The sequence below is a fragment of the Aeromonas aquatilis genome (assembly GCF_054052405.1).
Map to the genome: position 1 here is coordinate 1 of NZ_JBSTYP010000093.1, position 11,482 is coordinate 11,482.

General features: G+C 57.4%; 11 protein-coding genes. 7 read left to right on the plus strand and 4 right to left on the minus strand.

Annotated elements, in window-relative coordinates; all coding sequences use genetic code 11:
• The 4 genes from ACW5W8_RS22475 to ACW5W8_RS22490 form a co-directional block, all read left to right on the plus strand.
• On the plus strand, positions 1-379 hold a 379-nt coding region (locus tag ACW5W8_RS22475; RefSeq protein WP_498630545.1), incomplete at its 5' end, for a Rho termination factor N-terminal domain-containing protein.
• Positions 345-794, plus strand: a complete 450-nt coding sequence (locus tag ACW5W8_RS22480; protein WP_232100198.1) for a gp436 family protein — start codon at positions 345-347, stop codon at positions 792-794. The genes ACW5W8_RS22475 and ACW5W8_RS22480, both read left to right, overlap by 35 nt.
• The gene (locus ACW5W8_RS22485) at positions 791-1,237 is read left to right on the plus strand and encodes a phage tail terminator protein (protein ID WP_498630547.1); all 447 of its coding nucleotides are present in this window, start codon (positions 791-793) and stop codon (positions 1,235-1,237) included. Before ACW5W8_RS22480 ends, ACW5W8_RS22485 begins: the two co-directional genes overlap by 4 nt.
• Entirely contained in the window at positions 1,237-1,986 is a 750-nt protein-coding gene (locus ACW5W8_RS22490) for a phage tail tube protein (protein WP_498630563.1), read from the plus strand. Before ACW5W8_RS22485 ends, ACW5W8_RS22490 begins: the two co-directional genes overlap by 1 nt.
• A 58-nt stretch (positions 1,987-2,044) precedes the next feature.
• On the opposite strand, the gene ACW5W8_RS22495 is transcribed toward ACW5W8_RS22490, so the two are convergent.
• The 4 genes from ACW5W8_RS22495 to ACW5W8_RS22510 form a co-directional block, all read right to left on the minus strand.
• Entirely contained in the window at positions 2,045-2,812 is a 768-nt protein-coding gene (locus ACW5W8_RS22495; protein WP_498630549.1) for a hypothetical protein, read from the minus strand.
• A gap of 185 nt (positions 2,813-2,997) precedes the next feature.
• Positions 2,998-3,282, minus strand: coding sequence for a hypothetical protein (locus ACW5W8_RS22500; RefSeq protein WP_498630551.1), 285 nt, complete (start codon positions 3,280-3,282; stop codon positions 2,998-3,000).
• A 261-nt stretch (positions 3,283-3,543) separates the two neighbouring features.
• A complete protein-coding gene (locus tag ACW5W8_RS22505; protein ID WP_498630553.1) occupies positions 3,544-3,855 on the minus strand; it encodes a hypothetical protein in 312 nt (103 codons plus the stop codon).
• A gap of 60 nt (positions 3,856-3,915) precedes the next feature.
• Complete coding sequence (locus ACW5W8_RS22510) at positions 3,916-4,719, minus strand: AbiJ-NTD4 domain-containing protein (RefSeq protein ID WP_498630555.1); 804 nt, start codon at positions 4,717-4,719, stop codon at positions 3,916-3,918.
• A gap of 188 nt (positions 4,720-4,907) precedes the next feature.
• Between ACW5W8_RS22510 and ACW5W8_RS22515 the strand changes: the two genes are divergently transcribed.
• The 3 genes from ACW5W8_RS22515 to ACW5W8_RS22525 form a co-directional block, all read left to right on the plus strand.
• Positions 4,908-7,748 (plus strand): tape measure protein, encoded by a 2,841-nt coding sequence (locus tag ACW5W8_RS22515; protein ID WP_498630557.1) that lies wholly within the window; start codon positions 4,908-4,910, stop codon positions 7,746-7,748.
• Entirely contained in the window at positions 7,745-8,113 is a 369-nt protein-coding gene (locus ACW5W8_RS22520; protein WP_498630559.1) for a hypothetical protein, read from the plus strand. Before ACW5W8_RS22515 ends, ACW5W8_RS22520 begins: the two co-directional genes overlap by 4 nt.
• The coding region (locus tag ACW5W8_RS22525; protein ID WP_498630561.1) for a curculin (mannose-binding) lectin protein at positions 8,110-11,482 on the plus strand (3,373 nt) is incomplete at its 3' end. The genes ACW5W8_RS22520 and ACW5W8_RS22525, both read left to right, overlap by 4 nt.

An 11,482-nucleotide genomic window follows, 5' to 3' on the forward strand; every position in this document is an offset into this window, starting at 1 on the left:
TGTACCGGGCAAGTCTGAGATGGTTGTGTCGCCTGAGCAGTGCGCGACCCTGGAGAACGACCCGCGTCTGGTGGTCGTCCGGTTGGCTGAAGACGCCAGCCTTCAGGCAGGTAATGCACCATCGGCGCCTGGGGATCTGGACGCAGCACTGGGCGGCCTGACCGGTTCGGGCTATCTGGCGGGAGTCGCTGACCAGGCAGGCAAGGTCACGCCGCTGGCCGAGATGAAGGTCGATGAGCTGCGCGAGCTGGCGGTGCAGATGGGTATCCCGGAGGCGGCCAAGCTCAAGAAGGCCGAACTGGTGACAGCGATCGCCGCGACCGAAGTGCAATACCCGGTCAAGGATGAGCAGTCATCTGGCCAGAACGGAGAGCAGTGATATGTACGCCAGCGTCAATGACATGGTGATCCGCTTTGGCGAGGCCGAGTTGCTACGCCTGGCCATGACGCCGACCGGTGAGCTGGATCAGGCGGCCATCACCATCGCCCTGCAGGATGCAGGCGCCTTGATCGATGGCTATCTGGCGGGTCGCTATCCCTTGCCGCTGGCCCATATCCCGAGTGCCCTGGTACCTATCTGCGCCGATATCGCCCGTCACCGTCTCTATGGTGAACAGGCCCCGGAGCAGATAGCCAAGCGTAATGAGGCGGCCCTGGCCTTTCTGAAATCGGTTGGCAAGGGGGAGCTGGCGCTGGGGTTGGCATCCGATGGCGCCACCCTGGAGAGCCAGAATCTGGCTCAACTGCAGTCGGATGGGCGGGTGTTCGGGCGGGATAAGGGGGGCTTTCTATGAGCCAACCCGCCAACCAGTCGGGTACCGAACTCGACTACCTGCAGGCGGGCGAGCGGCTGCGTGAGCTGCTGGCCCCCCTCAAACCTGCGGGGCTCAAGGAGGTGTTTGTGGCCACCGATGTGGCGGCCATCGCCAATCTGGGCCAGCACAGTCCGGCGGTGCATGTGGTCTATCAGGGCGAACGTGAGAGCGAAGGCACCCAGTCAGGCCGGGCCAGCAGCTTTGATCAGCTCTGGTTGCTGGTGCTGGTGCATCGTGCCAGCCCCAAGGAGGTCAGTGCCGGAGTGTGGCTTGGCCGCATCCTGCAGGCCGTCAGTGGGCGAGCATGTGGTGATAGTACCTTTCGCCGCGAAACCCCACCGGTCAAACCCAGTTACAGCGGCGGTGCGGCTTATTTGCCGCTTGCCTTTACTACCCGAGTGAAATTCAAAGGAGAGCGATGATGAGCGAAACACTGCACCTGGAAGGGGATCTCTTTATCGAGACCTTTACCAACGGGGTCTCGGCCGGGGTGATTGGCCCCATCGATGTGGATAGCCTGGAAGTGAAACCCGACAGCCAGAAGATCTCGATTCCCAGCAAGCGCAAGGGGCAATACGGTCAGGCGCGGGAGAACTACCACATTCCCAAGCCAGCCATGGTCACCATCAAGACCACCGAGATCCCGCCCGTGCTGCTGGCCGCTGCCTTTATGGGTCTGGAGAGCCCCATCAATCAGGGGGCTGGGACACTGACTGATCTGCCGGTCGTTCTGCCCGCCTGGCCGAAGTGGGCCCAGCTGGGCAAGAGCAATATTGCCTCGACTGGCCTGGCCATCAAGGAAGGGGTCACCGCGCTGGTGGTGGGTACCGATATCGAGGTCAACTATGCGCTCGGGCTGGTACGGGCGATCAAGGGGGGCTCGGTAGCGGATGGCGGTAGCCTGACGGTCAGCGGTACCTATAACGCGGTGACCGGTACCCGCATCGCGGGCAATATCCAGCCGGAGATCAAGGCGCGACTGCTGCTCGATGGCCGCAGTATCGTTAGCGGCGAGGCCATCAAACTGACGGTGCCCCGTGCCAGCTTGTCCCCCAAGAAGGCAGTGGACTTTATGAGCGACAAGCCCATCGAGATTGAGCTGGAGGGAGAGTTGCTGGCCGTGGATGGTGAAACCGCCCCCTTCTATGTGGATAGACCGGTGACGGCGTGATGTTAGATAGTAGAACAGCGGGGAGACCCGCTGTTTTCATAAAATTAATTTAATTAACTCAATCATCGAATAGCTGCCAAATGTCTTCGAATTGATACTCATTAATACATAGCGCACGTAATTTTTGAAAATCAAAATGCTTGTCTATAGTTTGATATCGCACGCCGCAATATCTTAAGTATGTAAGGGCGTAAGCATATTTTCTTTTCTGTAGGGTGATAACGGAAGTATCACCTCCATTTGAAACAAAAAAATCCCAGTAATTGCACAGAAGATTGAATTCAAATCCTAGTCTAGTTATATCTGCATTTGCATTTTTTCTATATTCATGCTGAAGGAATAGCTCATGCCTCTCATCTTCAGTCATCATTTCAGGATCTTTTGGAAAGACAATCTCTGATGTGAATACAATGATTTGTAGTAGGCTTAGCCGAGAGTCCTCAGTGCCTCCTATTATTGCAGTTACTTTGCTATGAAGTAGAGAGTCAATGTTTCTTGATTGCTCATTTATGTTTGCTTGGATGCTATCTATTTTTCGCTGCTTCTCAAGTATATTTAATTGTTTTGCTTGTACAGATAATGACTCTTGTTGTTGTTTTATGGTTATGAATAAACCAATGAAAGCACCTATTGATATTAATGGGCCAACTGTACCACTTAGGTAACTACCCAAATTAGCCCATGCTTGATCATTTCTAGATATACTGAACCCTGATGCTGGGCCAAAAACAATGAAATAAAAAATGAGCGGCGCACATATAAATAGTATAAACAATACCAAGATAAGCCATTTTCGAGATAGATAGTTTTTTTCCAAATTGAGCATGTACAGTCCTAACGTTTCCAAAACTCGCCATAAACCCACTCATTTTGCCATCCCTTTGCCATAGGGCATATCTGAATCTCTTAGGAATGCCCGATCTCCACCTTCTCAAGCTTGAAAGTAGGCTTTGGAGTTTGAGCTGCTGGAAAAAGTTGGTGTGTGCTATCCGGTAGGGTTAGGCTTGGCATTTAGCGTAATGCTAGCCGTTTAATCATGGCCAGTGGTTGAGATGAGGCTGAAAGGGAAAGGATGGAGTTCTCTAACCACTGCCAGTCCAGAGGCGGAGTTCCCTCCTTAAACTTCTGGTATGGCACGCCATCCTTGATAGTCAGGAACAGGGTGCAAGGCGTATCGGCACGGCAGACATAACGCACCATCACATCCCCATGGAGTGAGCGCAATAGATGTTTCAGGATCGGCAGCCCTTGTATGGTGTGGTGCCCCCCTTCATGCCAGACGCCAAATTGATGCATTCATGTTGTACCTTTGCTCAAGTGAATCTGAGTATCGATCGCTTGTGCCCACTCGCCACTGTCAGAAATGACAGGTTATTGGGTCGCCAGTGATCGAGCTGGAGGGGACGCTGCTGGCCGTGGATGGTGAGAGTATCGCCTCCTGTGTGGAGCTGCCAGTGACGGTGTGACTGATGAGGAAATAAAAATGGCGGGTAAAACCGCCGTTTTTTAAGTTATTTTGAACGTCCGATTACACTACACTAATCGAATTTACGGCCCTCAACGGCACTTCAAATCGAGCTCTGATTTTGGTGAGAACTCAGCTTGCAGGCGATCGTTACTATGCTGCTGAAATTCATGTGATGGCAGTCCAATAAACAAAAGGTGATGTTTCGGTGTTTGTTGAGCTTGTGCTGAGTATTCCATTTTGCGATGCGGAAATTCCTGGTCTAGGCGTTTTTCGGCAGCTGTAGAAATTTGAAATAAACCACAATTTGGGCAGTTAAAATATTTGACATTTCCAAAGTCAACCTTGCAGTACTTAGCTTGTATTTCGCAGAGAGGGCAGAGTTGTGCTAAATAATTTTCCATGAATTATCCTTTAACGTATAGAGAAGTTACGGTAAGCATCAATGCGTGAGGTTTGTCTTTTCATACGTCACGGCATTTGGCCAAGTAGCTACCAAGAGCGGCACATAGGCCAACTACAAGTTCAGCTTCATTCACTGTTGGCTCTCTACCTTCACGCATATGGCGACCATTTTCTGATGCATATCCCCATGCTTTCACGATGGCTTGATCCAATGGTGCTGGAATAACAGAAGTATGTCGCTTCATTATGTCACCAAGATTGGCTTTCCGATCCCCCGTTACTTCACGAGCCACACATTCCAATGAGGCCATAGCATGCTGGATGGCTCCGGTGGCATCGGGTTGTGGGCGCCTAGATAAATCTTCGATTGCTTGGTGAAGCTCTTTGCTAGCAGTAATATTTCCTGCTTCTCGCTCAGCAGAATGAGCTGTTTTTAAAGTCAGCTCAAACGCCTCAGCCCCTCGATATTCGATTAGCCCGTTTTCAATTTTCCAACCAATACCATTTTCGATTAAATATTCATTAACCTCATTAATGAAAGATTCGTAGACATCTTGTCTGTAATTGACTTCTCCTAAATGAGAGACGATACGTTCAAGAATGTCGTAAACCTTGTACCATTTACAGTCCAACATTAGATTGGTTACCTCCTCATCTATGTTTGGATAGTCCGACCAGTTGCTTTTATCTGGTGCTTTTTTCAGAGTTTGGCAGACCAAATTACGAAGTGCTGTTGGTTTAAAACCGTGTTCATATGAGAGTTGTAAGAGAAACTCTCGGAACTCTTCGGGGGCATCCTCGCGAATGGATATTTCAACCTCTTGCACCGAGGCGAAGCCGTGCCGTTTTGAAAAAGATTTCATCGAAGCCTCCTTAGGGCATATCAATTTATGATGAGAATTTTGCGGTCAATCCGCAGGGCCGTTCGATTAACGCAGCGTAATCGAACGATCGTGGTGTTCCTGTGATATGTCTCTGTAATTCTCCATAAACCCACCCATTCTGCCATTCCTTCAAACTGGGGCAACTCTGAATCGCTCAGGAATGCCCCATGTCCACCTCTTCCACCCTCAAACTTGCCCTGGAGCTGGCGGCTAAGGTCACCGGCCGGGAAGACCTGGCCGCCTTGGCGGGTGAGGTGCAGGAGCTGGGCCCGATCTCGGACGAAACGGCCGCCGAAACGGCGCAACTGGCTGAAACCCTCGAATCGTTAAGCCGCCAGCAGGCGCTGATCCAGCAGTTCAATGACTCAAAGGCCGCCCTGACCCAGCTCGAACTGGCGACAGTGCTCAGCCGTGACAAGCTGGAGCAGTTGCGCCGCGAGCAGCAAGCAGGCAGCGGTGACGCCAAGGCGCTGGCCGAACAAGAGCGGTTGCTGGCTTCCGAGGTCAAGCAACTGGAGCGCCAGCTGGTCGCTCAGTCAGCCAGTCATACCCGCCTCCACGCAGGGCTCAAGCAGTCCGGGCTCGATACCAAGAACCTTGCCCAGGAACAGCAGCGCCTGCAGCGTGAGCTGACCAAGAGTGTCGCCCAGACCGAGCGGCTGGGGCGCGAGTTTAGCCAGGGTAGTCAGCAGGCCGGTGGCTTGCAGGGGGCCATCGGCAGCCTGACCGGGCGCCTGGTGGCGTTGGCTGGTACCTGGTTTGGTATCCAGACCCTTACCACCCAACTGATGGCCATGTTCCAGACTGGCGATCAGGCCGAGCGCCTCGATGTGCAGCTCAAGGCGGTGATGGGATCGATTGCCGGTGGCAAAGAGGCGTCAGCCTGGATCCAGGACTTTGCCAAGAACACCCCTCTGCAGCTTAGTGAAGTCACCCAGGTATTCGTGCGGCTCAAGGCGTTCGGCATCGACCCTATGGCTGGGGCCATGCAGGGTATCGTAGATCAGGCGTTCAAATTGGGCGGCGGTTTTGAAGAGGTGCAGGGCATCTCTCTGGCCCTTGGCCAAGCCTGGGCCAAGCAGAAGCTGCAGGGTGAGGAGATCCTGCAGCTGATTGAGCGGGGCGTACCTGTCTGGCAGATGTTGGAGCAGGTGACTGGCAAGAATACTGCCGAGCTACAGAAGCTCTCTGAGGCAGGCAAGCTGGGCCGCGAGACCATCTCGGCCCTGATGAACGAGATTGCCACGCAGTCGCGCGGTGCGGCAGCAGACAACATGAGCCTGCTCTCCGGGCTTATCTCCAATGCCCAGGACAACCTCGCCAAGTTTTACCGGATGGTGGCAGAGAACGGGGCGCTGGCCTGGCTCAAAAACCAGCTGGCCAACCTTAATGCCGAATTTGAGGCGATGGCCAAGGATGGCCGCCTGCAGGAGTGGGCTCAACGCCTCTCCGATGGTTTTATCTCTATGGGGGAAACCCTCAAGTCGCTGATCCAGATCCTCTATGAGTGGCGCACAGCGCTGACCGTACTGGCCCAGGCTTGGGTCGGCCTGAAAATCGCGGGCTGGATGGGTGATCTGCGCGGCCTCTACGCCCAGTTTATTGCCATGCCTGTGGCGACAGCGACAGCAGCAGGCGGTATGACGACAGCGGGCACAGCAGCAGCTGGTGCTGCGATAGGGGTCAGGGTACTGGGCGCAGCTGTCAAGGGGCTGCTGGCCGCCGTGGCAGTCGAGTCCATCATCCAGATCACCCAGTTCGCCTCCGCCCTGCGTCAGCTGGTGCAGGCTGAGCTGGCACTCCGGGAGGCGCAAGCGCTGCGCTCCGAGACTCAGGCCCGCCTCAATGGTCAGTTTGCTGCCCTGTCAACGGAACTGGGTTTTGCCATCACCAGCATGGCGGATCTCGATCGCCTGGTCGCCGAGGGCAAGGTGCATTACGACGATGCCACTGGAAGCTGGCGACAAGGCGCCGCAGCCGTTAAAGCGCTGGGTGATGAGGCAAAGAGTGCCCGTGATTATCTGGCCGAGATTAATGCAGTGGCCAAGCAAACCGCAGCTGATGGCCCAGCCAAACTGGCAGAGGCGTTTAAGGTGCTCGGCCTCGATTTTGAGCAGGCCAATGGCCGTATCGGTGAGGGTTTTCAGAAGACCATCGGCGCCCTGGATGTATTGGTGGCGCACACGGGGGCCAGTAGTGCCGCCATCGAGGAGGCGCTGGCCGCCGCCTACAACAGCGCCAAGACCACCGCCGAGATCGATGCGGTGATCGCGCGTCAGAAGCAACTGGCCACCCAGGGAAAAATCACCGGGGATGCGCTGGCTCGCTCGATGGCCATCGCCGCCGATGCCATGGCCAAAGTGAAAGGGGGAAGCGGCGATACCAAGCAGGCAGTCGCGGCCATTGGTGATGGCTTTGACGAAGCGGCCGCACGGGCCAAAGGTGCTACTGATGCGATGCGGGCGGGGCTTAAAGGGGTACAGGATGAAGCCAAGCAGACGAATGCCAGCCTCACCAGTAGTGGCGGGGGAGGTGGCCGAGGCGATACCCGCACAGTGAACGCCGGTTCCTTCTACTACAAAACCGTGGATCTCAATGGTCTGCGCGGCAATGCCGAGGGGCTGGCCAATACCTTGGCTGGTGTTGAGGATGAGCTGGCCCGCTACAGCCAGAAGGTCAAGGACATTCCGGCCTACAGCGAGTGGAGCAAGTATTACGGCGAGAAGTTCCAAAAGGAGATGGAGGCCATGCGTGCTCGACTCAAGGAAGAGCTCGACAAGGCTCTTGCTAAAGAGAGTGCCAAAACCAACCAGGCCTCCATCCAGGCACCAGTCACAACTGTAGAGCCGCAAGCACCAGGCCCCAACTACCCTGGGACGCGCAGGCCCTTGTCCGAGCGGATCACCATCGAGCTCAAAGGGGTGGGAGGCTCGGCCGAACTGCAGGCCGATGAGGCCAATGCCAACGCCTTTATCAACATTCTTAAACAGCAAGGACTGCGGCAATGAACGTGACCTTAAACAGCGTGCTGCTGCCAGATGATCTGGTCTGGCGCGACGAGTTCGAGTGGTCGCCGGTCGAGCAGGTGGTTACCCCGACCTTGAGTGGCGCCCTGTTGGTGGAGGAGACCGCCAAGCCCGAGGGGCGGCCGCTGACCCTGAGCGGGCATTGCTCCCGCGCCAAGGTGCAGGAGCTCAAGGTGCTGGAGGCACAGGTGGCCCGGCTGATGACGTTGACCCTGCTCGATGGCGTGACCCGCAGCGTGGTGTGGCGCCGCCCTGGTGTGGTGGCCACGCCACTGATCGAGATGGCCGACCCGGAAGGGGGAGACCCCTATGCCCTGACCTTGAATCTCACAGAGGTAACCCCATGACCATTCTCTCTGGCGATATCGTGCTGTTGGCCAGCCAGCGCCTGGTTGATACCGATGACGGCGGTGGTCGCATCACTGGCCGCGAGATCATCAGCGGCAACCATAACAGCCTGTTCCCTGATGTCAGCGATATGGATCGGGCCTATGGCACCGTGAATATGCGCAAGGCGTTTCTGGCGGTGCAGACGGACGACACCGACACCTACTATGGCGCCAATGCCATGGTATTGCTGCCGCCCAGTGACCCCAGCGTCAACCTGACGCTGATGACCACCAAAGACCACAACGACACCAGAGGCAACGCCCGCAACACCCTGGAGCGCTATCAGGCCCGAGGCCCGAAGTGGCAGGGGGTGCTCTACGATACCCAGCTGGAAGGGCAGCGGGCGATCCGCATCCTGCAACGCATTGAGGTGCGGTTGCCGGAGATCGGGGAGGTGCTGGTGCTGGTCGGCAACGAAGGGAAGGGGAACGAGGTTGAGCAGTATGTACGGGTTGACCGGGTAACCGCCGAGCTGCGCAAGTTCGGGGTGGCGGGCTATCAGGGCGAGTTCACCCGCAACGTGGTCACTTGCGTGATCACTGACCCGCTGCGCCACACCTTTGAAGGGGAGCAGCCCAGCCCCTATGACCAGGCCACCACCAAGACCACCCTGCGGGAGACCGTGGTGGCCGATGCTGCCAACTACTTTTCGACCACCAAGCTGGTCGCGGATGCGGCGCTGGGGGCAATGCGGGTGCAGGCCAAGACCATTTTCACCCAGCTGGTACCCAGTGCCCGCAGTGAAACCCCGGTGGTCGTTCTGACCGCTGCCGGTGAGCTGGGCGCTCTGTTGGAATCCGGGGTGGGCAGTCCCCACACCTTCACCACCACCTCACCGGTCAGCCCGAGTCAGGGGCTGTTCCTGGGGATTGGTGCGATGCCGGGCAGCGTATCGGTCACCATCGGTGCGGCAGTGATCACCGACAAGGGGGGCGAGCTGTTCCTGGTCGGTACCGTGGTGGGGGCTATCGACTACGGGCGCGGCCTGCTGACCTTCAACAGCCAGTGCCCGAACTACGGCGCAGCTAGCAAAACCGTGAGCTTTCGCCCGGCAGTGATGCCATCACGCATAGCTGACACTGCCCAGATCCAGATCGCCGCCAACAACCGGGGCTATGCCTACACCGCGACCCTGCTGCCAACACCTTGCCCCGGTTCGCTGACCGTCAGCTATCTGGCCCAGGGCAAATGGTACGACCTGAAAGACAACGGGCGCGGGGAGCTGTTTGGCCAGGACAAATCCTATGGCTCTGGCCTGCTCAACTTCACCACCGGCTCTGTGGTGCTGACCCTGGGGGCGCTGCCGGATGTGAACAGCGCGATCATGTTCAGCTGGGGCACCAAGGTCTCTTACCTCAACCGCGCCAGCATGGTGCTGGAGCCGGTACAGCTGACCCATAAGTTGGCCCATGAGGGGATCACCCCCAACAGTCTGACCTTGACCTGGCAAGCCGGTGGCGCGACCAAAACCGCCATCGACAACGGGGCGGGCCAGCTGACCGGCGATGCCACCGGCACCATCAATTATGTGACCGGCGATCTGGCCCTGCGGGTGGCGACCCTGCCAGATGGTGGTCAGGAGTACCAGGTTGTTTACCAGTACGGCGACCCTGACACCCAGCGCTTTGACTACCCGGCCCGCAATCAGGACGGGACGATCACCCTGCAGCTGACCAAGCAGAACCTGACCCCCAGGATGGTATCGGTACGCTGGAATGCCCTTTATGAGGAGGTGAAGGACGACACCGAACTGGTGATCGCTACTCGTGACCCGATCATCAGTGTGCGCGACAACGGTGCTGGCAAGCTGCTGGATGCGGCAGGGGTAGAGCGGGGCACAGTCAACTACACCACCGGCAAGATCACCATCAAGCCGGATGGCCAGGGCGGCATTCCGAAAACCCGCTATGAGTGGCGCACCATCGGCACCTATGGCGATGGCCACGGTAACACCATTGCCCGCCAGCGCTGGACACTGATGGAAATCTACTATGTGCAGGCCGCCTACCTGTTCCCGGTAGACGACAGTGGTTGGGTCGAGGTGGAGTACCGCAGCAACAACGCCAGCAGCGCGGGCCAAGACACCGTGAAGGCCACCCCGTTGGTACTGGATATCACCCCGCGCAACGGCGAGGCGATCCTGGCCAACTCGGTGCGCTTTGCGCTGGGCGGGTCTGTCTATGTGGACAGGCAAGGGATCCTCTATCGCAACATCGACCCCGCCACCGGGGCCGGTGAGCAGGCCGGGACACTGGATTACGCCACCGGCAAGGCGACCGTCACGGTCTGGAACCCCGGCGCGGCGCCCGTGCCTACCCTGAGTTCGCTGGTCACCAGCCTGGTGGCCCAGACGGTGGACGAGGTGACATTCAGGACGCCGGGGGCACCCATTGCGCCATCCAGCCTCTACCTGAGCGGTAACACCGCAGACGGGCGCCGGTTCGAGGTGACCGCCAACGGCGATGGCACCATCACCAGCACTGACGTGAGCGGCAAGGTGGACTATCAGACCGGGGTGGTATCGGTGCGCTTTGGCCGCCTGGTGACGGCAGCGGGCAACGAGGGGAAACCCTGGTTTGACCCCGATATGGTCACCGATGGCAAGATCTGGCGCCCCTTGTCGGTGGTAGCTGACACCATCCGGTTTAATGCGGTGGTGTATAGCTATCTGCCGCTCGATGCGGATCTGATCAAGCTGGATCCGGTGCGCCTGCCATCCGATGGCCGGGTGCCCTTCATTCGCAAGGGTTACATCGTGGTGGTGCATTCAACCAAGCGCAGCGCCTTCCCCATGGGGGTACAGGCAGGGCAGCAGCTCAACACCGGGCGCGAACGGCTGGCCTATTGCCGGGTGGAGGACAAGAACGGCAAGGAGCTGGCGCCGCAGCTCTACAGCGTCAACATGAACAGCGGGATGGTGACCCTGGCCAGTCCACTGAACCTGACCGGCTATGTGGAGCCGCTGACCGTGGTTCACCGGGTCGAGGATATGAGCCTGGCCACCGATGTGGAGATCTCTGGCCGCATCACCCTGGCACGGCCACTTAGTCACAGCTATGAGGCAACGGATACCCTGGTATCCAGCGCCCTCATTATCGGTGACCTGTGGGCCCGCTATGGGGCGCTGTTCGACCAACGCAGCTGGACAAATAACTGGTCTGATTTTCTGATTGGCGACCCCTGCACGGCGGAATACAACGATACGGATTTCCCGATCGTGGTGACCAACCGGGCCACCCTGCAAGAGCGCTGGGCCATCATCTTCCAGACCACCACCACGTTTATTTTGGTCGGCGAGCATGTGGGCCAAATTGCGGTGGGGGACG

What these genes read in the sequence shown, in the direction of transcription:
- ACW5W8_RS22480 (WP_232100198.1), top strand. Translation starts at nt 345, where the DNA reads ATGAGCAGTCATCTGGCCAGAACGGAGAGCAGTGATATGTACGCCAGC.
- ACW5W8_RS22485 (WP_498630547.1), top strand. Translation starts at nt 791, where the DNA reads ATGAGCCAACCCGCCAACCAGTCGGGTACCGAACTCGACTACCTGCAG.
- ACW5W8_RS22490 (WP_498630563.1), top strand. Translation starts at nt 1,237, where the DNA reads ATGAGCGAAACACTGCACCTGGAAGGGGATCTCTTTATCGAGACCTTT.
- ACW5W8_RS22495 (WP_498630549.1), bottom strand. Translation starts at nt 2,812, where the DNA reads ATGCTCAATTTGGAAAAAAACTATCTATCTCGAAAATGGCTTATCTTG.
- ACW5W8_RS22500 (WP_498630551.1), bottom strand. Translation starts at nt 3,282, where the DNA reads ATGCATCAATTTGGCGTCTGGCATGAAGGGGGGCACCACACCATACAA.
- ACW5W8_RS22505 (WP_498630553.1), bottom strand. Translation starts at nt 3,855, where the DNA reads ATGGAAAATTATTTAGCACAACTCTGCCCTCTCTGCGAAATACAAGCT.
- ACW5W8_RS22510 (WP_498630555.1), bottom strand. Translation starts at nt 4,719, where the DNA reads ATGAAATCTTTTTCAAAACGGCACGGCTTCGCCTCGGTGCAAGAGGTT.
- ACW5W8_RS22515 (WP_498630557.1), top strand. Translation starts at nt 4,908, where the DNA reads ATGTCCACCTCTTCCACCCTCAAACTTGCCCTGGAGCTGGCGGCTAAG.
- ACW5W8_RS22520 (WP_498630559.1), top strand. Translation starts at nt 7,745, where the DNA reads ATGAACGTGACCTTAAACAGCGTGCTGCTGCCAGATGATCTGGTCTGG.